The following is a 20,980-nucleotide window of genomic DNA, read 5'->3' on the forward strand; positions in this document are numbered from 1 at the left end:
AGGAAACCCGATGAATTAAGGAGTCGCCGTGCTCGAGATCCGCCGCCTCAGGCTACTGCGTGAACTGAGCATCCGCGGGACGCTGGCAGGGGTCGCGGAGGCTCTCGCGTACAGCCCCTCCTCCGTGTCGCAGCAGCTGGCCCTGCTCGAGGGAGAGGCGGGCGTGCCGCTGACGCGGAAGTCCGGCCGCGGCGTCGTCCTCACCCCCGAGGCAGAGGTGCTCGTGGCGCACACCGAGAACCTCCTCGCCGAGCTCGAGCGCACCGAGGCGGCCCTCGCGGCGAGTGCGAGCGAGGTGCAGGGCACCGTGCGGCTGGCCGTCTTCCAGACCGCAGCGCTCGCGCTCATGCCCGCGGCCCTGCGCGCGCTCGGGGAGAGGCACCCGCTCCTGCGCGTGGAGATGGTCCAGCACGAGCCCGAGACGGCGCTGCGCGAGACCTGGGCGCGCAGCTTCGACATCGTGGTCGCGGAGCAGTACCCGCACCACGCGGCGCCCCGCTACCCCGGACTCGACCGGCAGCGGCTCACCCAGGACGCGATCCGGCTGGCCCTCCCGCCCGCGGGATCCGGCGGCGCGTTCGACGCCGTGGACGGCCTCGCCGCGGCGGCGGGCCTGCCCTGGGTCATGGAGCCGCGCGGGGCGGCCTCCCGGCACTGGGCCGAGCAGAGCTGCCGCGCCGCCGGCTTCGAGCCGGATGTCCGCTACGAGACCGCAGACCTGCAGGCCCACGTCCGGCTCGTCGAGTCGGGCAACGCCGTGGCCTTCCTGCCGGACCTCGTGTGGGTGGGGCGGACCCCGTCGGCGCGGCTCGTGGAGCTCGAGGCGGCCCCCCAGCGGACGGTCTTCACCTCGATGCGCTCTGCCGCGGCGCAGAATCCAGTCATGCTGGCCGTGCGGGGGGCGCTCGAGCAGGCGGCGCAGGCTGTCCTGCCGGCCTGACCAGGCGCCCTACGGCGCGGTGGTCTTGGCCTTCTCCGCGCCGACCATCCACGAGAGCTTCTCCAACTGGAGGAGGATCTGGTTGAGGATGTCGGTCGTGGCGGCGTCGTCCTTCTCCACGGCGTCGTACACCCCGCGCACCGTGGCACAGACGGAGTTCAGAGCGGCCACGACGGCGTCGACCGTGCTCGAGGTGCTCACGAGGCCGTCGGACGCCTCGGACAGGGAGGTGGTCTTGGCGATGGTGGCCGTCCGGCCGTCAGGAACCGCGTGGAGGGCGCGCATCCGCTCGGCGACCTCGTCGGCGTGCAGCCGCGCTGCCGACACCACCTCGTCGAGCTGCAGGTGCAGGTCGCGGAAGTTCGGTCCCACGATGTTCCAGTGCGCCTGCTTGCCCTGGAGCGACAGCTCGATCAGGTCCACGAGGATGGCCTGCAGTCCGTGGGCGAGCTGGTCGGAAGCCTTCATGGCGGGTCCTTTCCGTCGGGGCGAATCGGGATACCGGCCTCTTACCCCAGCCCGACGGAGCACAAAACTCTAGCGCCCGGCGTGCGGCGCCGGGCGGCGCGCGAGCCAGGCCGCCACCACCGCGCCGGAGACGTTGTGCCACACCGAGAACACCGCCGAGGGCAGCGCCGCGAGGGGCGTGAAGTGCGCGGCGGCAAGGGTCGCGGCGAGCCCGGAGTTCTGCATGCCCACCTCGAAGGCGAGCGCGCGCCGGGCCCTGCGGTCGAGGCGCCCGGCCTTGCCGGCGAGGTAGCCGAGGCCCAGCCCGAAGCCGTTGTGGAGCACCACCGCGAGCAGCACGATCCCGCCCGCCGCCACGAGCTTGCTGGCCGAGCCGGCCACGACGATCGCCACGATCGCCGCGATGACGACGGCCGAGATCCACGGCAGCGCCGGGAGGAGCGACGCCACGGCCTTCTTCAGGAACACGCGGACCACGAGGCCGAGGACTACCGGGATGAGGACGGTCTTGACGATGTCCAGGATCATCCCGCCGGCGTCCACGTGCAGGAACGACCCCGCGAGGAGGAGGGTGAGGGCCGGGGTCACGAGGGGCGCCACGAGGGTGGAGACGGTGGCGACGGCGACGGACAGCGCGACGTCGCCCTTGGCGAGGTAGGCCATGACGTTCGACGCCGTCCCCGAGGGCGCGCAGCCTACGAGGATTACGCCGACGGCCAGCTCGGGGGGCAGCTGCAGGGCCGTCGCGATGGCCCACCCTGCGCCCGGCATGATCACGTAGTGGGCCACGAGTCCGAGGGCCACCGCCCACGGGCGCCTGGCCACGGACGCGAAGTCCGGGGGAGTGAGCGTGAGCCCCATGCAGAACATGATGACGCCCAGGAGATACGGCACGGCCGGGGCGCCGGCCTTGACCGGTCCTGGGACCAGGAAGCCGATGAGGCCTGCGGCGAGCACGAGGACGGGGAAGACGGTGACAGCGAGCTTCGCGTCGCGGTCGGCCTTCGAGGGCGCGGGGGCAGGGGCAGTCTGCTGCGGGGGAGCGGGGGTCACCTCCCTATCGTTGCATCGGGCACCTAAAGGAGCGAGCCGCGCCCGTCATCCGGACCGCGAATCGCCGACGCCGGCCATGGTCCGGGTGCCGCCGTGGTCGTATCGTCGCCCGTACCGGATCGCACCCTCCCGCAGCAACGGGCCCGGTTGGGCCCACGAACGGAGAACGCCATGACCGACCAGCCCACCCCCGGGTCCTCCGCCGAGGAGCCCAGCGTCACCCTCGAGGGGTCGGAGCGCGCCCCCGCCCCCGGCCTCGCGGCAGGCCAAGCCGCCGACCCCGCCGAGCGCATCCAGGTCACCGTGGTGCTGCGCCGCAAGGCCCCGCTCCCCGAGGGGCCCGCGCAGGCCCCGCTCTCCCCGGAGGAGCTGGCCGCGCGCCACGGCGCCTCCGACGAGGACCTCCGGCTCGCCACCGAGACCTTCACCCGCCTCGGGGCCGAGGTGGTCGAGGCCGACGCCGCCTCGCGCAGGATCCGCCTGGCCGGCACAGTCGAACAGCTCAGCCGGATCTTCGGCACGAGCCTCGAGAAGGTCACGAGCTCCGGGCCGCACGGGCAGTCAGTCGCGCACCGCCACCGCACCGGGACCCTGCAGATTCCAGCCTCGCTGGACGGCGTGGTCACGGCCGTGCTGGGCCTGGACGACCGCCCCCAGGCGCGGGCCCAGTTCCGGGCCATCCCCCGCGCCGCAGCGGGCACGAGCTACAGCCCGCCGGACCTCGGCCGGATCTACGGCTTCCCGGCCGGGACCGACGGCACGGGCCAGACCGTGGCGATCCTCGAGCTCGGCGGCGGGTTCGGCCAGGCGGATCTCGACGCCTACTTCGGCGGCCTCGGACTGGCCACGCCCACGGTCACCGCGGTCGGCGTCGACGGTGCCCAGAACCAGCCGGGCCAGGACCCCCAGGGCGCGGACGGGGAGGTGCTGCTCGACATCGAGGTGGTCGGCGCCCTCGCCCCCCGGGCCGACATCGTGGTCTACTTCGGGCCCAACACGGACGCGGGCTTCCTCGACACCCTCGTCCAGGCCTCGCACGCGAGTCCCGCCCCGTGTGCCGTGAGCATCAGCTGGGGCCAGAGCGAGGACGCCTGGACCGCCCAGGCCCGCAACGCCATGGACCAGGCGCTCGCCGACGCGGCGGCCCTCGGCGTCACGGTCACCGCCGCGGCCGGCGACCGCGGCAGCACCGACGGCGTGGGCGACGGCAAGGACCACGCAGACTTCCCCGCCTCGAGCCCGCACGCCCTCGCGTGCGGCGGCACCCGTCTCGTCGCCGACGCGGCGTCGGGCACCATCACCTCCGAGACCGTCTGGAACGACTCGCCCACCACCTCCGCGACAGGCGGCGGGTACAGCGACGTCTTCCCCACCCCGGCCTGGCAGAACTCGTCGGCCGCGGCCCAGCACAGGAAGCCCGCACCCCACCCGGCCAAGCATGGGCGCGGCGTCCCCGACGTGAGCGCGGTCGCCGACCCGCAGACCGGCTACCGCGTCCGGGTGGACGGCACCGACATGGTGATCGGCGGGACGAGCGCCGTGGCACCGCTCTGGGCGGCGCTCGTCGCCCGGCTGGCCCAGGCCACGGGGCGGCGCTTCGGCCTGCTCCAGCCCGCGCTGTACACGCAGGCGTCCGCGTTCCGGGACATCACCTCGGGCACCAACGGCACCTACCACGCCGGCCCGGGGTGGGACCCGTGCACCGGCCTGGGCTCCCCGAATGGCGCAGCGCTCCTGGCGGCCCTGGGCGGCCAGACCTCCTCAGGCGGCCAGACCTCCTCGGGCAGCCAGTCCCCCTCGGGCGCCCAGTCCTCCTGAGCTGGCCGGGTGCCGGCACCGCGGACGACGCCGGGCGTCCCCCTCGTTCGGGCGGGCGCCCGGCGCCGTGGTCGCGGCCTACCGGCCCGTGAGCCGGTAGCGCTCGATCTGCTTGAGCCGCCGCTGGAGCGAGTCCCGCCGCGGGTGCGGCTCGACGTCGGCCGGTTCGGCGGTGAGCTCGATGTGCTCGCGGCCGTAGCGCCACAGCAGGAGATCGTCGAGGAGCCGGTCTGGGCCGGGAGAGTACCGGTGGTCGAGGGCCTTGCGGACGTCGGTGACCCGCTCGGCGTCGAGCAGCTCGACGAGCTGGCGGGTCTCGGCGAGCCCGTGCGCGGCCACGAGCTCGGCGGCCCAGCCCCAGTCGTCGTCGATCTTGCGGTCCACGTGCGGCAGGAGTGTCTGCCAGACCTCGCGGATGCGCTCGGGGGTGAGGGGTGCGGCGCCCTCGCCGGCCTCGTTCCAGAAGCTCACCACGGTCTCGTAGCGCTCGTGGAGCTCGGCGAACTCCTTCTCCACGACCTCGAGCATGGCCGCGGTGGCGGTGAACTGGCGGTCGAACTGGGGGCTCCAGGCCCTCGGGTCCTCGCCCTTGAAGCGGATGTCGTGCTCGATCTCGCTCCACGCGTGGGCGAAGACGGTGCGGATCTGGCACTCGAAGAAGTAGGAGCCGTTGGCCGGCAGCTCGGGGTTGAAGACGGCCTGGTAGGCGCGCACTGTGTCGTTCTGGAGGGTCCGCAGGATCAGGTGCCGGCTCGAGTACCCGTACGTGCCCGACTCGATCGAGCCGATGGCCTTCTCCCGGTCCCCGCGGCAGTCGAAGATCTGCCGCTGGCGCTTGATGAGGTTGGCCACCACCGCGTTCTCCGCCGGCAGCTTGGTGATGACCCGGACCCCGACCATGTCGTTCAGCGTCCGGAACGGGTCGGGGAACTTGAGCGTGGGCTCCCCTCCGGGCACGGCCGGGGGGTCGAGGCGGGAGATCTTCTCCCGGAAGGACTCGACCGTCTTGGTGCGGCCCGTGACGAACAGCGGCGTCACCTCTGCGTCCTTGAACATAGAGATGAGGGTCTGGATCATGTCCCTCGTGACGCTCTTGAGCATGGGCCGGACGCGCTCGTACGTCGCGACGGACGCGTCCACGATGGCGCGCTGCCCGGCGTCGAGGTGGTCATAGGTGGAGGCCATGCAAGAACCGTAGCAACCGGCGCCGACACCCGGCCCGGGCGGGAGCGACTCCCGCCCGGGCCGGCCGGGGCTACTTCTTGTGCACGAGGTAGATCGCGCCGGTGGTGACGTCCTCCTCGAGGGCCTCGAGGGTGCGCCCGCGGCTCTCGGGCACCTGGGTGATGACGAAGACCAGGGCGAGGGCGCCGACCGCAGCGAAGAGGAAGAACGTGCCGGTGATCCCCATCGCGGCGACCATCGAGGGGAAGTAGAGCGAGAGGAACCCGTTGACCACCCAGAGGGCGAACACCGCGACGCCGATGCCGAAGCCGCGCATGTGCAGCGGGAAGATCTCCGAGAGGTAGACCCAGACGGCGATGTTGAGGAAGGTCTGCATCGAGCCGACGAACGCCACGACGAGGAAGAGGATCACGAAGGGGCGGGCCGGGTTGCCGACCGGCAGGGCCATCGATGCGATGCCGATGAGGACGTGGCAGGCCGTGGTGAGCGAGAGGCCGGTGATGAAGGTGGTGCGGCGGTCGAGGCGGTCCATCATCTTCAGGGCGATGATGCCGCCGACCACGGCGATGACGCCGGGGGCGATGTTGGCGATCAGCGCGCCGTCCTTGCTGAAGCCGGACTCGGTGAGCACGGTCTGGCCGTAGTACATGATCGAGTTGATGCCGGTGAGCTGCTGGGCGACCCCGAGGCCGATCGCGACCAGGAGGATGCGCAGGAGGTTCTTGTTCGAGAAGATGGCGCGCCAGCCGATCTGGTGGCTCTCGCGCTCCTCCTTGGCGACGAGCTCGACGTCGGCGAGCTCGGCGACGGCGCGGTCGCCGGCCCGGACGGTCTTGAGCACGGCCAGTGCCTCCCCGTGGCGGCCCTTCTCGACGAGCCAGCGCGGCGACTCGGGCATCCGGAGCATGCCGAAGAACAGGGCGATGGCGGGCAGCGCGCAGATGGCGAACATGATGCGCCAGACGCCGGGGATGGTGCCGAAGACGTTGCCGATCACGGCGTTGATGACGAAGGCCGCGAGCTGGCCGATCACGATCGCGAGCTCGTTGCGGCCGGCGACGGAGCCGCGGATCTCGTAGGGTGCCAGCTCGGCGAGGAAGACCGGAACCACGGTCGAGGCGCCGCCGACCGCGAGGCCGAGGAGGATGCGGCCCAGGACGAGGACCTCGAAGTTCGGTGTGGCCACGACGGCGACGGTGCCGGCGAAGAACAGGACCGCGAGCATGATGATCGTGGTCCGCCGCCCCCACGTGTCCGAGAGGCGGCCGCCGAAGATCGCGCCGATCGCGGCCGCGAACACGAGCGAGGCGGTGACGACGCCCTCGGTGATCGGGGTCAGGCCCAGTTCGGCGGACATCGGGTTCAGCGCGCCGTTGATGACGCCGGTGTCGTAGCCGAAGAGCAGGCCGCCGAAGGTCGCGACGAGCGCGATGAGGCCGAGGCGCTTGGAGTGGGGGCCGGGGACGAGCGCGGGAAGCTTCGTCGCCGACGGTTGGTTGTGTGGTGCTGCCGTAGCGGACATCGGGGGACTCCTTTGTCTGAAGACTGCCGGGTCTGTGACCCGTCTCACTCCAGCCTAACGCGCGAAAGATGACTTTGTAAGGTCATATGGACAACATTTCAAAAAATCTCGAATGCCTCCAGGGTGGAACGATAGGGCACGTGCCCGCGCCGTCCTCCCCGCAGCCCCGGCGCCCCGCGACACAGGCCGACGTGGCGCGGGAGGTCGGCGTGTCCCGCACCCTGGTCTCCTTCGCCTTCCGCAACGCCCCCGGGGTGAGCGAGGAGACCCGGCACGCGATCTTCGAGGCCGCCCGCCGCCTCGGGTACCGTCCCAACCGGATCGCCGCGGACCTCGCCCGCAAGCGGGCCACCACGATCGGCCTCCACCTCCTCGACCTGCACAACGAGGTCTACGCCGACATCTTCGCCGGCGTCCGCGAGGCGCTCGAGGGCTCGGGCGTCCGGGTCATCCTGAGCGTCGGGGACGTGCGGGGCCGGGGAGGGACCGATCCCGGCGACGAGGTGGGCTCCCTGCTCGAGGCGCGGGTCGGCGTCGTCATCGCCGCGACCCTGACGGGGACGGACGCGAGCGTGCGGGAGGCGGCCGCTGCCGTTCCCATCGTGAGTGTGGCGCGCCGGATCGAGGGCGTGGACAGCGTCTACTCCGACGACGCTGCCGGGGCCCGCGCCGCCACCGGGCACCTGCTGGACCTCGGCCACACTCGGATCGTGCACCTCACCGGGCCGCACTGGGAAGGGCACACCGAGCGGCAGCGCGCTTACCGCGAGAGGATGCACGACGCCGGCCTGCCGCCCCGCGTCCTCGCCGCACCGGAGTTCACCTTCGAGGCGGCGCAGGCCGCCGCGGCCCGGATCCTGGACGGCCCGGACAGGCCGACGGCGGTGTTCGCGCACAACGACCAGCTGGCCCTCGGCGTGCGCGAGGCCGCCACGGACCTCGGGCTGAGGGTGCCGGAGGACCTCTCCGTGGTGGGCTACGACGACTCCCGCATCGCGCGGCTGGCGGGGATCCGGCTCACGAGCGTGGACCTCGACGCCCACGAGCTCGGGGCTGCCGCGGGGGCCGCGGCGCTCGCGCGGCTCGCGGATCCCTCGGCTCCTGCCGTGGACCGGTGCAGCGCCCCCCGTCTGGTGGTGCGCACCTCGACCGCGCCCCCGCCCGGATCCGCGCGCGAGATCGAGCGCTGCAGGGCCGTCCCGCACCCCTGACTGCTACCGTGAATGCCATGCTGACAGTCATCGGCGAGGGACTCATCGACGTGGTCCGCCGCCCCTCCGGCACCGAGTCGCACCCCGGCGGGAGCCCGCTCAACGTGGCAGTCGGCCTCGCACGCCTGGACCACCCCGTCCAGTTCATCGGACGCTACGGCGACGACTCCAACGGGCGGCTGCTCACCGATCACCTCCACCGCGCCAACGTGCTCGTGGCCCTGCCCGCGGACGGGAGCCCGACCTCCGTCGCGATGGCCGAGCTCGACCACCACGGCGCCGCGAGCTACCACTTCGAGCTCGAATGGCACCTGCCCAGCCTCCGCGACCGGCTCGACGAGCTCCTGGGCCCCACGACCCTCGTGCACACGGGCTCGATCGCCGCTGTCCTCGAGCCCGGCGCCGACCAGGTGCTGCACGCCGTGGAGCGCGCCCGGCCCCGGGCCACCATCTCCTTCGATCCGAACTGCCGCCCGACGATCACGACCGATGCCGACGTGGTGCGCGGCCGGGTCGAGCGGCTCGTGGCCCTCGCCGACGTGGTCAAGGCCTCCGACGAGGACCTTGCCTGGCTCTACCCGGGCGTGGACCCCCTGGACTCCGCCCGCCGTTGGCTCGGCCTGGGCGCCCCCGAGGGGCCCGCGTTCGTGGTCGTCACCCGGGGAGCGGAGGGGCCGTGGGCCGTGTGCCGCGACGGCGAGGCCTCCGCCCCGGCTCCGAAGGTGCGGGTGGCGGACACGGTCGGCGCCGGCGACTCGTTCATGGCGGCGCTGCTCTCCGCCATCGTGGACCGCGAACTCGACGGCGCCCAGCGCCGCCCCGAGCTGCGCCGCCTCGACGCCATCGAGCTCGGCCACATCCTCGACTTCGCCGCGCGCGCCGCCGCGGTGACCGTCTCGCGCCCGGGCGCCAACCCGCCCTCGCGCGCCGAGCTCCGCGCGGGAGGAACGCCATGAGCCAGGGGCCGTTCATGCTGACCAGCCAGGACCTCGTAGACGGCGCGGAGCTGCCGCGCCCGCAGGCCAGCGCCTACTTCGGGCTCGACGGGCAGGACCTCTCCCCCCAGCTGGCATGGAGCGGGGCGCCCGAGGGGACCCGCAGCTTCGCCGTGACCGTCATGGATCCGGACGCTCCCCGTGCGGGCAGCTTCTGCCACTGGGCCGTGGTGAACATCCCCTCCGAGGTCGAGGGGCTGCCCGAAGGGGCCGGTGGGGCACCCGACGGCATGGGTCCGGCCGATTCCGACGCAGGCCTCCCCAACGGCTGCCTCGAACTCCTCAACGACGCCGGCTTCACGGGGTTCGTCGGGGCCGGCCCGCCGCGCGGCTCGGGGCCCCACCGCTATGTGTTCACGGTCCACGCCCTCGACGTCGGCGCCGTGCCCGGCACCCCCCGCAGCAAGGGCTCGCGGGTCCTGCGGGACATCGCGGCCCACGAGATCGCGGCCGCGACCATCACCTGCACGTACGAGGTGCGCTGAATGTCCGGCACTGAGGGCGCCCGGGCCGCCGCCGAGCGGCTCATGCGGCTCGTTGCCAGCGACATCGACGGCACCATCCTGCGCCGGGACGGGCGGATCACCGAGCGCACGGTGCAGGCGCTGCACGCGTGCGAGGCGGCCGGCGTCGAACTCGTCTTCGTCACCGGGCGCCCGGCGCGGTGGCTCACGCCGCTGAGCGAGCAGCTCGGGCATGCCGGTCGGGTGATCTGCTCGAACGGCGCCCTCGTCTACGACCTCGAAACGATGTCCGTGGTCTCCTCGGAGGCCATCCGGCGCGAGACCATGCTGGAGGTCCGCGGCATCATCCAGGGGCTGTTCCCCGAGACGGCGTTCGCGGCGGAGACCCCAGCCGAGTTCGTCATGGAGACGGCGTTCGCGGAGCCCCGGCACCGGTCCCTGCTGGAGCAGGTCCGCCACGGCGACCTCGCCGAGCTGGTTCCGGGGGATGACGTCGTGAAGTTCATGGCGAAGATCGAGGGCATCACCGCCGACGAGTACCTGCGCGTCGTGGCGCCCCACGTCTCCCACCTCGTCTCCATCACGCACTCGGCCGTGGACCTGACGATGCTCGAGATGGCCCCGCTCGGGGTGAACAAGGCGGTGACGCTGGCCGAGTACGCGCATGCGCTCGGGATAGCGCCCGCCGACGTGGTCGCGTTCGGGGACATGCCGAACGACGTCGAGATGCTCGCCTGGGCGGGCGAGGGCTACGCGATGTCCTCGGGCCACCCCGAGGCGCTGGCCGCGACGGAGCTCCACGCTCCCGGCATCGAGGACGACGGCGTGGCCCAGGTCCTCGAGCGCAAGCTCGCCTCGGCCTCCCGGTCTCCGCGCTCCGGCACCCTGGCGCGGTAGACGGCGGTCGTCGGCGCAAGGCCCGGAGACGACAGGCCCGGAGACGCCAGGCCCGGAGACGACAGGCCCGGAGACGCCAGAGAGGGCCATGGGCGGGTTGTCCCGCCCATGGCCCTCTCCGCACGCCTCGTCCTGGACCCGGCCGGGACCGAGAGGCTGCCCGGCCCGCCGCTAGCGCATCACGCGCGCCGGTGGGACAGCTTCATCGAGCCGATGATGATCAGCACGAGGGCGGCCCACAGAAACATGTAGACGCCGCCGCCGATGTCCACCAGCAGGCCCAGGATGAAGACGGCCAGCATCACGAGGCCCCAGATCAACAGTTTCATCGACAACTCCCTTTGATCGCCCAGCACTCTGTCCGAATGCCTCCATTATGGCGGGAGCGGGGGCCGCGGGTGCAGGCGTGCCCGGTCAGACCGCCCTGCGGCCCCTGACGAAGTGCACGATCAGGGCGATGACGGCGAGCACGATGAGAATGTGGACAATGCCTCCGAGGCTCGGAAGCGCGATGAATCCGAGGAGCCAGAGGACGAACAGAATGAGTGCAATCCAGAGCAGCACGGTGATCTCCTAAGGTCGGTTGTACAACGTCTGGTTGTACAGCGATCCATCTCTTTCCCTGCACGTGCGTCATCCAAACAACCTCCCTTCCGCAGTTCTGCGGCCGGCGCCGTTCGCCCCGCGCGATACCCGGCATGCGCGGGACCTCCGCGGCGTTGGGAGAGCATGAGCGAGAACAGCGACGTCGGCGGCCCGGCCGGGGCAATCCCCTCCGGGGGACCGGCCATGGATGCCTACTCCCAGATCGTGACCGGCGTGGCCCGGCACCTGACGCCGCGCGTCGCCTCGGTGCGGACCGAGCGGGGGTCCGGGAGCGCCGTCGTGCTCACCGCCGAGCGGCATCTCGTGACGAACGCGCACGTGGTCGGGCGGCTCAACCACGGCGAGGTGGCGTTCGCGGACGGCACCGCAGGGCCGTTCGCGGTGGTGGGCCGCGACCCGCTCTCCGACCTCGCCGTCCTGCGCAGCGGCATCGACGTCCCCGAGCCGCCCGAGTTCGGAGACGCGGACACGCTGCTGGTCGGATCGCTCGTGGTCGCGGTGGGCAGCCCGCTCGGCCTCGAGGGCAGCGTCACCGCCGGCGTGGTCAGCGCCCTCGGGCGGTCCATCCCGGCCCGCGGGCGCACGGCGTCGCGCCTCATCGAGGACGTCATCCAGACCGACGCGGCGCTCAACCCGGGCAACTCGGGCGGGGCCCTCGCGGACTCGCGGGGGCGTGTGGTGGGGATCAACACCGCCGTGGCCGGATTCGGGCTCGGCCTCGCCGTGCCGGTCAACGCCACGACGCGCCGGATCCTCGACTCCCTCCGCCTCGACGGGCGGGTGCGCCGGGCCTACCTGGGCCTCGTGAGCGTGCCTACGCCGCTCGACGCGCGCTGGGCGGCCCGCACCGGGACGCGGCGGGCGCTGCGCGTCGCCGAGGTGGTGGGCGGGAGCCCCGCCGAGTCGAGCGGCATCCGGGCCGGCGACCTCCTGCTCGCCGTCAACGGCGAACCCCTCAAGGACGCCCAGTCGCTCCAGCGGCACATGTTCGCCGAGGCGATCGGGCGGCGCACCGAGATCAGCGTGCTCCGCGGCGAGGCCATGGTGGACGTCGTCACCGAGCCCACGGAGCTCGTGGACTAGAGGGACACCTGCCCCCGGATGCCCACCACCGTGTCACCGCCGACCCAGACGTCCGTGCCGTCCGAGGCGATCCGGACCAGGCCGCGCCGGCCGAGGACGGTGCCCTGCTGGGCCACGTAGGCGGTGGGCGCGCGGCCGCTGCCGATGAGCCACTGGGCGAGCCCCGCATTGAGGCTGCCGGTGACCGGGTCCTCAGGGACGGCAAGATCGGGGCAGAACGCCCGCACCTCGAAGGCGGCCCGGCCGCCGGGCGCGCGCGGGCCGATCACGCCCACCTGGTAGCCGCCCATGGCGGCGAAGTCCAGCCGCAGGCCGAGCACGGTGTCCGCGTCGCGGAGGAGAAGCCCCACCCAGCCCGGACCGTCGTCCACCCAGGCGGCCTCGACGACCTCCTCGGGAGCGAGCCCCAGCGAGGCTGCCACGGCGGCCAGGTCGGCCTCGTCAACCGGCCCCGAGCGCAGGAGGTCCGGGGCGGCGAAGGCGAGCCCCCCGGCGTCGTCCTTCACGGTCACGAGGCCCACGCCGCACTCCTGCACGACCCGCCCCTCAGTCGCCGGCACGCCGCCTGCTTCCAGCCAGGCCCGGGCCGAGCCGAGCGTGGGGTGCCCGGCGAACGGCAGCTCGCCGCCCGGGGTGAAGATGCGGAGGCGGTAGTCGGCGCCCGGCTGCGTCGGCGCGAGCAGGAAGGTGGTCTCCGAGAGATTGGTCCAGCGGGCGAACGCGGCCATCTCCTCTGCGCCGATCCCGTCGGCATCGTGCACCACGGCCACCGGGTTCCCGCGCAGGAACTCCGAGGTGAACACGTCGACCTGGCTGAACCGCCTCACAGGACCTCGACGCCGTCCTCGAGCTCGAGCGTGCGGGCCTCGGCGAGGCCGGTGAGCGCGGCCTCGATGTGCCGGGCACCGTGGTCGCCGAAGTACTCCCCGAACTCCTCCTCGCCCACGAACCGCCACTCCGTGAGCTCCTCCTCCTGGAGGGTGACCGGTGCGCCCTGGGGGAGCGCGCCGCCGTCGTACAGGAAGCTCAGCCCGTCCCCGACCGGGTCCGGGAAGGCCGAGTGGGCGATCAGCAGGAGCGCACCCGGCTCGATGTCGAGCCCGAGCTCCTCGCGGCCCTCGCGGCGGGCGGCCTTGCGCGGCGCCTCGCCCGGGTCCACGGTGCCGCCGGGCAGCAGCCACCCGTCCCGGTAGTTGGGCTTGACGGCGAGGACGCGGCCGTCCCCGTCGCGGATCACCAGACCGGCGGCGACCCGCCGTCGTGGAAGCGTGCGGAAGTACTCGCGGCTCGCGGCGCTCAGCTCCATGCCGCCAGCCTACTCGGGTGGCGGTAGCGTGGGGCCGTGCCGTTCCTCCACCCGGCCCCCATGGCCTTCGCGCACCGCGGCTTCTCGTCCGAGGGGCTCGAGAACACGCTCACCGCGTTCCGTGCCGCGTGGGACCTCGGCTTCACCCACCTCGAGACGGACGTCAGGGCGACGCGCGACGGCGCGCTGGTCGCCTTCCACGACGAGCGCCTGGACCGCGTCACGGACCGGACCGGGGCGCTGGCCGAGCTGGACTTCTCCGCCGTGGCCGCGGCGCGGATCGGCGCCTCCGAGCGCGTGCCCCTGTTCTCCGACCTCGTCGAGGAGCTGCCGGGGGCGTACGTCAACGTGGACGTGAAGTCGGCCGACGCCGTGGCGCCCCTCGCCGCGCTCATCGAGCGGATGCGCCTGCACGACCGGGTGCTCGTCACCTCGTTCTCCGACACGCGGCGCCGCGCCGTGCTGTCCCGGCTCTCCCGGCCGGTGGCGTCCTCTTCCGGCATCGAGTCCGCGGCCGTGATGCGGCTCCTCGGGGCGGCCCTGCCGGAGGCGCTGCTGCGCCGGGCGCTCGGGGGCATCGGCGCGCTCCAGGTGCCCGAGCGCTTCCGGGGCCTGCGCGTGCCCACCCCGGGGTTCGTGGCCCGCGCCCACCGGCTCGGCCTGCAGGTGCACGTGTGGACGGTCAACGAGCCCGCGGACATGCACCGGCTCCTGGACGCCGGGGTGGACGGACTCCTCACCGACCGGGCCGACGTCCTCCGCGGCGTGCTCCGCGCGCGCGGGGCCTGGCCCCCGTCTGGCCGCTGAGGGGTCTCTGGCGCCCACCTGCGGGGTCTCTGGCGTTCACGTGAGGGGTCTCTGGCGCCCACCTGCGGGGTCTCTCAGCGGGGAAACACCCCGGAGTTCTCCCTGAGTTCCCGGGGAACTCGGCAACGCCGAGCCGAACTCCCGGGGAACTCTCCGGCGGGGTGGCTCCACGGCGCCGGCCGCCCCGGCTGTACGTGGCAGCATCTGGGCGAGGCCGCATGCTGACGGCCCGACGCGGGGCGCCGAGGCGCCGGAACAGGAGAGCCATGAAGACCACCACGAAGCGCGCGGCTGCTGCCGTGCTCGGCGCTGCGCTGACCACGGCGGGCGCGGCCGGGGCCGCCGTGGCCGCCCCGGCGACGCCCCACAAGGCAGCCTCGGACCAGCACGTCCTGCTGCTCTCGGTGGATGGCCTGCACCAGTCCGACCTGGACTGGTACGTCCGCAGCCACCCCGGCTCCGCCCTCGCCCGCCTCGTGGGCCACGGCACGAGCTACACGGACGCCCAGACCCCGGTGCCCTCCGACTCGTTCCCCGGCATGGTCGGCCAGCTGACCGGCGGCAACCCCGGCACCACCGGCATCTACTACGACGACACCTGGAACCGGGCCCTCCTGCCCGCCGGCACCACCGACTGCACCACGGCGAAGCCGGGCGCTGAGGTGGCCATGACGGAGGCGGCGGACAAGAACCAGAACGCGCTCGACGCCGGCCAGGGCCTGACGGGGCTGCCGAACGGCATCCTGGCGATGACCGGCCAGCCCCGCTCGCTGCTCAACCCGGCGAGCCTCCCCGTGGACCCGACCACGTGCAAGCCGGTGTACCCAAACCAGTACCTCAAGGTGAACACGGTCTTCGAGGTCGCCAAGAAGGCCGGCCTCCGCACCGCCTGGTCGGACAAGCACATCGCCTACGACATCCTCAGCGGCCCCTCCGGCACCGGCCTCGACGACCTGTTCGCCCCCGAGATCAACTCCGATGCCTCGGCCGCGGGCTTCCCCGCCGGCAGCGACTGGACGACGGACAACGCCGCGACCCAGCAGTACGACGCCTATAAGGTGCAGGCCGTCGTCAACGAGATCGGCGGCAAGGACCACTCCGGGACCCAGAACGTGGGCGAGCCCGGCGTGTTCGGCATGAACTTCCAGACCGTCTCGACGGCGCAGAAGCTCCCGACGTCGGACGGCCTCGCCGGGGGCTACCTCGCCGACGGCGTCACGCCCGGCCCGCTGCTGACGAAGGCGCTCGACGACATCAACACGCAGGTCGGAAGGATGACCGACGCCATCGCGAAGTCCCCCGACGCGAAGAAGACCACGGTGATCCTCTCGGCCAAGCACGGACAGTCGCCGACGGACCCCGCCACCCTCAAGCGCATCGACGACGGCCCCATCATCGACGGCCTCAACGCCGCGTGGAAGGCCGCAGGCCACGCGGACGACCTCGTCGCGTTCTCCACGGACGACGACATCATGCAGCTCTGGCTCACCGAGCACACCCAGGCGGCCGCCGACTTCGCCAAGCAGTACCTGCTCGCCCACTCCGCGGGCGGCAACAGCATCAGCGGCTCGTCGCTCACGGTCCAGGACTCCGGCCTGTCCTCCGTCTACGCAGGCTCCCAGGTGGCAGACTTCTTCCACACGGCCGCCACCGACTCCCGCATCCCGGACATCTTCGGCGTCGTCCAGCACGGCGTGGTCTACACGGGCGGCACCAAGAAGATCGCGGAGCACGGCGGCGCCGACCCCCAGGACCGCCACGTCCCGCTCGTCGTCTCGCGGGGCACCGACACGAGCGCCTCGACCGTCGGCAGCAGCGTCGAGACCACGCAGATCGCCCCGACCATCCTGCGCGAGCTCGGCCTCAATGCCAACGACCTCCAGGCCGTGCAGATCGAGGGCACCCGGGCGCTCCCACAGCACTGACCGGGGCCCGCACCGGAGACCCCGCAACGGGCCGCCAGAGACCCCGCAACGCCTGCCCGGCGTTGAGGGGTCTCTGGCGCCGGCCTGTGCGGTCTCCAGCGCGGAGGCGAGGGACGCGCCGCCCTCAGGCGCCGTCGTCGGCCGCCGAGGAGCCCTCGGCGACGGCGCGCTCGATGCGCCGGTCCGGCACGATCCACAGGGCCGCGACCGCCACGTAGGCGGCCACGCTGATCCACACCGAGGCGAAGGCCCCCGCGCACCCGACCAGGTACAGGGCCATGGACCACTTGCCCTTGGCATCGTTGCGGATGGCCCGGGCGAGCCGGCTCCCGGCGCCCTGGAGGCGGATGAGCCGGGTCTGGAGGATCGTGTAGGAGACCGCGGCGGCTAACAGGTTGATCCCGTACACGAGCACCGGCAGCTCCGCGAGGCTGCTCTCGTCCATCCAGCGCGTGGTGAACGGGACCACCGACAGCCAGAACAGCAGGTTCAGGTTGGCCCACAGGGCACCCCCGTCGATCCTGCGGGTCAGGTGCATGAGGTGGTGGTGGTTGGTCCAGTAGATCCCGATGTACACGAAGCTGAGCACGTACGTGAGCAGCGTCGGCAGGACCGCGGCGAGGCCGTGCAGGTCCGGAGTCTCGGGGGTCTTGAGCTCCAGCACCATGATGGTGATGGCGATGGCGAGGACGCCGTCGCTGAACGCCTCGACGCGGTTGGTCTCCACGCGGACATTGTGCCAGCGGGTACTGGCAGGATGGTGCAATGCGCATCCTCATCGCCCCGGACAAGTTCAAAGGCTCGCTCACGGCCGCCGAGGCCGCCGACGCCATGGCCGAGGGCGCGCTGGCCGTCTACCCCGACGCCGAGATCGTCCGCGTCCCCGTGGCAGACGGCGGCGAGGGCACCCTCGAGGCGGCCGTCGCCGCGGGCTTCGAGGAGCGCATCCGCGCCGTCACCGGGCCGCTCATCAAGCCCGTCGGGGCAGCATGGGCCCTCCGCGGCGGCACCGCCGTGATCGAGACCGCGCAGGCGTCCGGTCTCGCGGCGCTCGGCACGGACCCGGATCCGGAGACCGCCGGCCGCGCCCACTCCTACGGCGCCGGCCAGCTCATCGCGGCAGCCATGGACGCCGGCGCCACCGAGATCGTGCTCGGGCTCGGCGGCTCCGCGATGACCGACGGCGGCTCCGGCGCCCTCCGCGCCCTCGGGCTCCGGCCGCTCGATGCGGCCGGGAACGTGGTGCCGCTCGGCGGGGCCGCGCTCGCGGACATCGCCTCACTCGACGACTCCGCCCTCGACCCCAGGCTCGCGGCGGCCACGCTGCGCATCGCCGTCGACGTCCGCAACCCGCTCATCGGGCCGGACGGCGCGGCCCACGTCTTCGGCCCGCAGAAGGGCGCGGATCCCGAGACGGTCGAGGCGCTCGACGCCGGCCTGCGCACCTGGGCGAAGGTGCTCGCGGGCGCGACGGGGCGCGACGTCGATGTCCCCGGCGCGGGCGCGGCCGGCGGCTTCCCTGCGGCCTTCCTGGCCTTCACCGGGGCGCGGCTCGAGAGCGGGTTCGACCTCGTGGCCGAGCTCGTGGGGATCGACGCCCGCCTGGCCGGGGCCGACCTCGTGATCACGGGGGAGGGCTCGCTCGACGGGCAGTCGCTCACCGGCAAGGCGCCGATCGCCCTCGCCGACCGCGCGCGGGACCGCGGCATCCCCGTCATCGCGGTGGCCGGCCGCATCCTCGCGGAGCCGGACCAGCTCGCCGAGCACGGGATCGAGGCCGCGGGCGCGCTCGTGGACCTCGCCCCGAGCCCCGCGGACGCGATCGCCCACGCGGCCCAGTACGTGCGCCGCGCGGTCGCCGAGCTCCTCGCCGGTGCCTGAGGCGCTCCTCGGGAGATTCTGCCTCCGCTTTCGGTCAAAGCCCCGCGCCGAAGCGCAGGGTTCTGTCCGAAGGCCAGGGTCGCCTCGGCCCGGGGACTCCTACCGCCCCTGGGCGCCCAGGGCGTCGAGCTGCAGGACGAGCCACGGGCTGAACGCGTAGGGCGCGGCGGCGACGGCGGCGCGGAAGTCGCCCGGGTCGGACCAGGCCCACTCGGCGACCTCGTCCGGATTGCCCTGGGGGTCCGCGGCGGCGACCGCCCGGAAGACGGGGCAGACCTCGTACTCGACGATCCCGGAGGCGTCGACCGCCCGGTAGCGGAAGTCCGGCAGGACCGGCTCGATCGAGTGGACCTCGAGGCCGAGCTCCTGCTGCGCCCGGCGCCGGATCGCGTCCTCGAATGCCTCGCCGGGGGCGGGATGGCCGCAGAACGCGTTGGTCCAGACCCCGGGCCAGGTCTTCTTGGCGAGGGCCCGACGGGTCACGAGCACCCGGCCGTCCGCGCCGAACAGGTGGCACGAGAACGCGAGGTGCAGCGGGGTGCTCTCGGTGTGGACGGTCGCCTTCGGAGCGGTGCCCAGCGGGGTCCCGTCCTCGTCGACGAGTTGGACGAGCTCTTCCGTGGGGGTGTCAGCCATGGGGCCATTCTTCCAGCAGGGGCGCGGCTCAGCGGTTGCGGACGGCGGGCTCGGTGGCATCGTCGGTCGCGGTGCCGCGCCAGCGGGCGAGCGCGCTCATGCCGTGGAAGACGACGAGGGCGGCAGCCGAGCCGAGCGCGATCCCGGCGAAGGCCAGGTCACCGACCTTCCATGTGTAGTCCGCGATGCCGACGATCAGCGCCACGGCGGCCGTGGTGATGTTCACGGGGTTGGAGAAGTTGACCCGGTTCTGCACCCAGATCTTCACGCCGAGGACGCCGATCATGCCGTAGAGCATCGTGGCCGCGCCGCCGAGCACTCCGGCCGGGACGGTGGCGATGAGCTCGCCGAACTTGGGCGAGAAGCTCAGCAGCAGCGCGGTGATGCCGGCGACCCAGTACGCGGCCGTGGAGTAGACCTTGGTCGCGGCCATCACGCCGATGTTCTCGGCGTAGGTGGTGGTGCCCGAGCCGCCGCCGAGGCCGGCGAGGACGGTCGCGGCGCCGTCGGCCATGAGCGCGCGTCCGGCCATGTCGTCCAGGTTCGCCCCGGTCATGGCGGCGACGCTCTTCACGTGTCCCACGTTCTCGGCGACGAGCACGAGGACCACGGGCACGAAGAGGCCGAGCACGCCGAGGTGGAAGGCGGGCGTCTGGAAGTGGGGCAGCCCGACCCAGGCGGCGGCGTCGATCTTCGAGAAGTCCACCTCGCCGCGCCACACGGCCACGATGTACCCGACCACCACGCCGATGAGGATGCTCAGGCGGCCCAGGATCCCGCGGAAGAGCACGGAGACGAGGATGATCGCCAGCAGCGTCACGAGCGCCGTGACGGGCGCGGCATCGAAGTTCTGCTTCGCCGCCGGAGCCAGGTTCAGGCCGATCAGCGCGACAATCGTGCCGGTCACCACCGGGGGCATCACCACGTTGATCCAGTGCGCCCCGAAGGCCTGCACCACGGCGCCCACGGCGGCGAGCACCGCGCCCGCCACCACCACGCCGCCGAGCGCCCCGGCGACGCCGAACTGCTGCTGCGAGGCCAGGATCGGGGCGATGAACGCGAACGAGGACCCCAGGTAGCTGGGCACCCGCCCCCGCGTGACCAGGAGGAACAGGAGCGTGCCGATGCCCGAGAAGAACAGCGTCGTGGCAGGCGGCATGTGCGTCAGGATCGGCACGAGGAACGTCGCACCGAACATCGCGACGACGTGCTGCAGGCCGACCCCGATGGTGATCGGCCACGCGAGCCGCTCGCCAGGGGACACCACCTCGCCGGGACGGACGGAGCGGCCGTCGCCGTGGAGCTTCCATCTGGTTCCGAGCAGGCTCATGGGGCGCCTTCCAAGCGTGGGGGGGGAGCGGGGATGCCGCAGGACATCCTACCGCCGGCCGGAAGCGCGGCCGCGATGTGGGCAACCTCACCCCCCGGTCGGGGATGCCCGCAGCATGTTCAGGGGTTGTCACCTTGATGAGGGCGGCCGCCGGGCCGCCGTGAGGAGACACGCATGAGCATCGCCCACCAGGAAGCTGCGCTCGACGCCGAAGCCGTCAACGCCCTCTTCGTCGAGGCCCGCACCGCCAACACCTTCACCGGGGAGGTGACCGACGAGCAGGCTCAGGCGATCTACGAGCTCGCCAAGTTCGGTCCGACCGCCTTCAACAACCAGCCGATGCGCGTCACGTACGTCCGCACGCCCGAGGCGCGCGAGCGCCTCGTGTCCCACATGAGCCGCGGCAACCAGGAGAAGACCCTCGCCGCGCCGCTCGTGGCCGTCCTATCCTTCGACACCGAGTGGCACGAGCGCTTCGAGACCTTCCTCCCGCAGGCCGCCGGGCTGAAGTCGATGTTCGACGACGACGTGGTGCGCTACGGCACCGGTCGCGACAACGCACACCTCCAGGCCGGCTACTTCATCCTCGCCGTGCGCTCGCTGGGGCTCGCCGCCGGTCCGATGACCGGGGCGGACTTCTCCGCGATCGACGCGGACTTCTTCCCGGAGGGCGGCCGCAAGAGCTTCCTCGTGGTCAACATCGGCCGCCCGGGCGAGGACGCGTGGGGCCCCGCGAAGACCAAGTTCGCCTACGAGGACGTCGTCGAGACCGTCTGATCCGGCAGTCCCCGACAAGGATCTGGCCGCCTGCCCGCAAGGGGCCGGCGGCCAGATCCGTTTCTGACGGCCGTTG

The 20,980-nt window shown here is 72.7% G+C and carries 22 protein-coding genes; 11 read left to right on the plus strand and 11 right to left on the minus strand.

Annotated features, from left to right (window positions below; translation table 11 throughout):
- The first annotated feature begins 28 nt into the window (after positions 1-28).
- Positions 29-940, plus strand: a complete 912-nt coding sequence (locus tag J2W20_RS11915; RefSeq protein ID WP_307006844.1) for a LysR family transcriptional regulator — start codon at positions 29-31, stop codon at positions 938-940.
- Between the two features lie 9 nt (positions 941-949).
- Here the strand turns inward: J2W20_RS11915 and J2W20_RS11920 are convergent, their stop codons facing one another.
- Both J2W20_RS11920 and J2W20_RS11925 read right to left on the minus strand, forming a co-directional pair.
- Entirely contained in the window at positions 950-1,408 is a 459-nt protein-coding gene (locus tag J2W20_RS11920) for a Dps family protein (protein WP_307006845.1), read from the minus strand.
- Positions 1,409-1,477: 69 nt separating this feature from the next.
- On the minus strand, positions 1,478-2,461 hold the full coding sequence (locus J2W20_RS11925; RefSeq protein ID WP_307006846.1) for a bile acid:sodium symporter family protein: 984 nt from the start codon (positions 2,459-2,461) through the stop codon (positions 1,478-1,480).
- A 171-nt stretch (positions 2,462-2,632) separates the two neighbouring features.
- On the opposite strand from J2W20_RS11925, the gene J2W20_RS11930 reads away from it, so the two are divergent.
- The gene (locus J2W20_RS11930) at positions 2,633-4,279 is read left to right on the plus strand and encodes a S53 family peptidase (protein WP_307006847.1); all 1,647 of its coding nucleotides are present in this window, start codon (positions 2,633-2,635) and stop codon (positions 4,277-4,279) included.
- A gap of 78 nt (positions 4,280-4,357) precedes the next feature.
- Here J2W20_RS11930 and J2W20_RS11935 read toward each other — a convergent pair whose 3' ends face one another.
- Positions 4,358-5,464 (minus strand): GTP pyrophosphokinase, encoded by a 1,107-nt coding sequence (locus J2W20_RS11935; protein WP_307006848.1) that lies wholly within the window; start codon positions 5,462-5,464, stop codon positions 4,358-4,360.
- A 70-nt stretch (positions 5,465-5,534) separates the two neighbouring features.
- Positions 5,535-6,986, minus strand: a complete 1,452-nt coding sequence (locus J2W20_RS11940; protein WP_307006849.1) for a sugar porter family MFS transporter — start codon at positions 6,984-6,986, stop codon at positions 5,535-5,537.
- Positions 6,987-7,177: 191 nt separating this feature from the next.
- On the opposite strand from J2W20_RS11940, the gene J2W20_RS11945 reads away from it, so the two are divergent.
- From J2W20_RS11945 to J2W20_RS11960, 4 genes are read left to right on the plus strand one after another with little or no spacing between them, the layout of a single operon-like run.
- The gene (locus tag J2W20_RS11945; RefSeq protein ID WP_307007050.1) at positions 7,178-8,197 is read left to right on the plus strand and encodes a LacI family DNA-binding transcriptional regulator; all 1,020 of its coding nucleotides are present in this window, start codon (positions 7,178-7,180) and stop codon (positions 8,195-8,197) included.
- 17 nt (positions 8,198-8,214) lie between these two features.
- Complete coding sequence (locus tag J2W20_RS11950) at positions 8,215-9,153, plus strand: carbohydrate kinase family protein (protein ID WP_307006850.1); 939 nt, start codon at positions 8,215-8,217, stop codon at positions 9,151-9,153.
- Positions 9,150-9,677: a YbhB/YbcL family Raf kinase inhibitor-like protein gene (locus tag J2W20_RS11955; protein WP_307006851.1), complete on the plus strand. Its 528-nt coding sequence runs from the start codon at positions 9,150-9,152 to the stop codon at positions 9,675-9,677. The genes J2W20_RS11950 and J2W20_RS11955 overlap by 4 nt, the downstream gene beginning before the upstream one ends.
- A 42-nt stretch (positions 9,678-9,719) precedes the next feature.
- On the plus strand, positions 9,720-10,553 hold the full coding sequence (locus tag J2W20_RS11960; RefSeq protein WP_307007051.1) for an HAD-IIB family hydrolase: 834 nt from the start codon (positions 9,720-9,722) through the stop codon (positions 10,551-10,553).
- A gap of 179 nt (positions 10,554-10,732) precedes the next feature.
- Here J2W20_RS11960 and J2W20_RS11965 read toward each other — a convergent pair whose 3' ends face one another.
- Together J2W20_RS11965 and J2W20_RS11970 are read right to left on the minus strand one after the other, a co-directional pair.
- Positions 10,733-10,882: a hypothetical protein gene (locus J2W20_RS11965; RefSeq protein ID WP_307006852.1), complete on the minus strand. Its 150-nt coding sequence runs from the start codon at positions 10,880-10,882 to the stop codon at positions 10,733-10,735.
- Between the two features lie 85 nt (positions 10,883-10,967).
- Positions 10,968-11,117, minus strand: a complete 150-nt coding sequence (locus tag J2W20_RS11970; RefSeq protein WP_307006853.1) for a lmo0937 family membrane protein — start codon at positions 11,115-11,117, stop codon at positions 10,968-10,970.
- A 165-nt stretch (positions 11,118-11,282) separates the two neighbouring features.
- Here J2W20_RS11970 and J2W20_RS11975 point away from each other — a divergent pair, with 165 nt between their 5' ends.
- Positions 11,283-12,242 carry a S1C family serine protease gene (locus J2W20_RS11975; protein ID WP_307006854.1) on the plus strand — a complete coding sequence of 320 codons (960 nt, stop codon included), beginning with the start codon at positions 11,283-11,285 and terminating at the stop codon, positions 12,240-12,242.
- On the opposite strand, the gene J2W20_RS11980 is transcribed toward J2W20_RS11975, so the two are convergent.
- Both J2W20_RS11980 and J2W20_RS11985 read right to left on the minus strand, forming a co-directional pair.
- Complete coding sequence (locus J2W20_RS11980; protein WP_307006855.1) at positions 12,239-13,069, minus strand: PhzF family phenazine biosynthesis protein; 831 nt, start codon at positions 13,067-13,069, stop codon at positions 12,239-12,241. The genes J2W20_RS11975 and J2W20_RS11980 overlap by 4 nt on opposite strands.
- Positions 13,066-13,548: an NUDIX domain-containing protein gene (locus J2W20_RS11985; RefSeq protein ID WP_307006856.1), complete on the minus strand. Its 483-nt coding sequence runs from the start codon at positions 13,546-13,548 to the stop codon at positions 13,066-13,068. Before J2W20_RS11985 ends, J2W20_RS11980 begins: the two co-directional genes overlap by 4 nt.
- Before the next feature lie 60 nt (positions 13,549-13,608).
- Between J2W20_RS11985 and J2W20_RS11990 the strand changes: the two genes are divergently transcribed.
- On the plus strand, positions 13,609-14,355 hold the full coding sequence (locus tag J2W20_RS11990; protein WP_307007053.1) for a glycerophosphodiester phosphodiesterase: 747 nt from the start codon (positions 13,609-13,611) through the stop codon (positions 14,353-14,355).
- A 266-nt stretch (positions 14,356-14,621) separates the two neighbouring features.
- The gene (locus tag J2W20_RS11995; RefSeq protein WP_307006857.1) at positions 14,622-16,280 is read left to right on the plus strand and encodes an alkaline phosphatase family protein; all 1,659 of its coding nucleotides are present in this window, start codon (positions 14,622-14,624) and stop codon (positions 16,278-16,280) included.
- Positions 16,281-16,404: 124 nt separating this feature from the next.
- Here J2W20_RS11995 and J2W20_RS12000 read toward each other — a convergent pair whose 3' ends face one another.
- Positions 16,405-17,007 (minus strand): TMEM175 family protein, encoded by a 603-nt coding sequence (locus J2W20_RS12000; protein ID WP_307006858.1) that lies wholly within the window; start codon positions 17,005-17,007, stop codon positions 16,405-16,407.
- A 38-nt stretch (positions 17,008-17,045) separates the two neighbouring features.
- Between J2W20_RS12000 and J2W20_RS12005 the strand changes: the two genes are divergently transcribed.
- On the plus strand, positions 17,046-18,161 hold the full coding sequence (locus tag J2W20_RS12005) for a glycerate kinase (protein ID WP_307006859.1): 1,116 nt from the start codon (positions 17,046-17,048) through the stop codon (positions 18,159-18,161).
- A 99-nt stretch (positions 18,162-18,260) separates the two neighbouring features.
- On the opposite strand, the gene idi is transcribed toward J2W20_RS12005, so the two are convergent.
- Both idi and J2W20_RS12015 read right to left on the minus strand, forming a co-directional pair.
- Positions 18,261-18,797: an isopentenyl-diphosphate Delta-isomerase gene (gene idi / locus J2W20_RS12010; RefSeq protein ID WP_307006860.1), complete on the minus strand. Its 537-nt coding sequence runs from the start codon at positions 18,795-18,797 to the stop codon at positions 18,261-18,263.
- Between the two features lie 28 nt (positions 18,798-18,825).
- Positions 18,826-20,127: a uracil-xanthine permease family protein gene (locus tag J2W20_RS12015; RefSeq protein WP_307006862.1), complete on the minus strand. Its 1,302-nt coding sequence runs from the start codon at positions 20,125-20,127 to the stop codon at positions 18,826-18,828.
- Positions 20,128-20,301: 174 nt separating this feature from the next.
- Here J2W20_RS12015 and J2W20_RS12020 point away from each other — a divergent pair, with 174 nt between their 5' ends.
- Positions 20,302-20,904, plus strand: coding sequence for a malonic semialdehyde reductase (locus tag J2W20_RS12020; protein ID WP_307006863.1), 603 nt, complete (start codon positions 20,302-20,304; stop codon positions 20,902-20,904).
- Positions 20,905-20,980 lie beyond the last annotated feature (76 nt).

This window comes from Sinomonas atrocyanea (assembly GCF_030812675.1).
Taxonomy (GTDB): domain Bacteria; phylum Actinomycetota; class Actinomycetes; order Actinomycetales; family Micrococcaceae; genus Sinomonas; species Sinomonas atrocyanea_B.

What these genes read in the sequence shown, in the direction of transcription:
- J2W20_RS11920 (WP_307006845.1), bottom strand. Translation starts at nt 1,408, where the DNA reads ATGAAGGCTTCCGACCAGCTCGCCCACGGACTGCAGGCCATCCTCGTG.
- J2W20_RS11930 (WP_307006847.1), top strand. Translation starts at nt 2,633, where the DNA reads ATGACCGACCAGCCCACCCCCGGGTCCTCCGCCGAGGAGCCCAGCGTC.
- J2W20_RS11935 (WP_307006848.1), bottom strand. Translation starts at nt 5,464, where the DNA reads ATGGCCTCCACCTATGACCACCTCGACGCCGGGCAGCGCGCCATCGTG.
- J2W20_RS11940 (WP_307006849.1), bottom strand. Translation starts at nt 6,986, where the DNA reads ATGTCCGCTACGGCAGCACCACACAACCAACCGTCGGCGACGAAGCTT.
- J2W20_RS11950 (WP_307006850.1), top strand. Translation starts at nt 8,215, where the DNA reads ATGCTGACAGTCATCGGCGAGGGACTCATCGACGTGGTCCGCCGCCCC.
- J2W20_RS11955 (WP_307006851.1), top strand. Translation starts at nt 9,150, where the DNA reads ATGAGCCAGGGGCCGTTCATGCTGACCAGCCAGGACCTCGTAGACGGC.
- J2W20_RS11960 (WP_307007051.1), top strand. Translation starts at nt 9,720, where the DNA reads ATGCGGCTCGTTGCCAGCGACATCGACGGCACCATCCTGCGCCGGGAC.
- J2W20_RS11965 (WP_307006852.1), bottom strand. Translation starts at nt 10,882, where the DNA reads ATGAAACTGTTGATCTGGGGCCTCGTGATGCTGGCCGTCTTCATCCTG.
- J2W20_RS11975 (WP_307006854.1), top strand. Translation starts at nt 11,283, where the DNA reads ATGAGCGAGAACAGCGACGTCGGCGGCCCGGCCGGGGCAATCCCCTCC.
- J2W20_RS11985 (WP_307006856.1), bottom strand. Translation starts at nt 13,548, where the DNA reads ATGGAGCTGAGCGCCGCGAGCCGCGAGTACTTCCGCACGCTTCCACGA.
- J2W20_RS11990 (WP_307007053.1), top strand. Translation starts at nt 13,609, where the DNA reads ATGGCCTTCGCGCACCGCGGCTTCTCGTCCGAGGGGCTCGAGAACACG.
- J2W20_RS11995 (WP_307006857.1), top strand. Translation starts at nt 14,622, where the DNA reads ATGAAGACCACCACGAAGCGCGCGGCTGCTGCCGTGCTCGGCGCTGCG.
- J2W20_RS12005 (WP_307006859.1), top strand. Translation starts at nt 17,046, where the DNA reads ATGCGCATCCTCATCGCCCCGGACAAGTTCAAAGGCTCGCTCACGGCC.
- idi (WP_307006860.1), bottom strand. Translation starts at nt 18,797, where the DNA reads ATGGCTGACACCCCCACGGAAGAGCTCGTCCAACTCGTCGACGAGGAC.
- J2W20_RS12015 (WP_307006862.1), bottom strand. Translation starts at nt 20,127, where the DNA reads ATGAGCCTGCTCGGAACCAGATGGAAGCTCCACGGCGACGGCCGCTCC.
- J2W20_RS12020 (WP_307006863.1), top strand. Translation starts at nt 20,302, where the DNA reads ATGAGCATCGCCCACCAGGAAGCTGCGCTCGACGCCGAAGCCGTCAAC.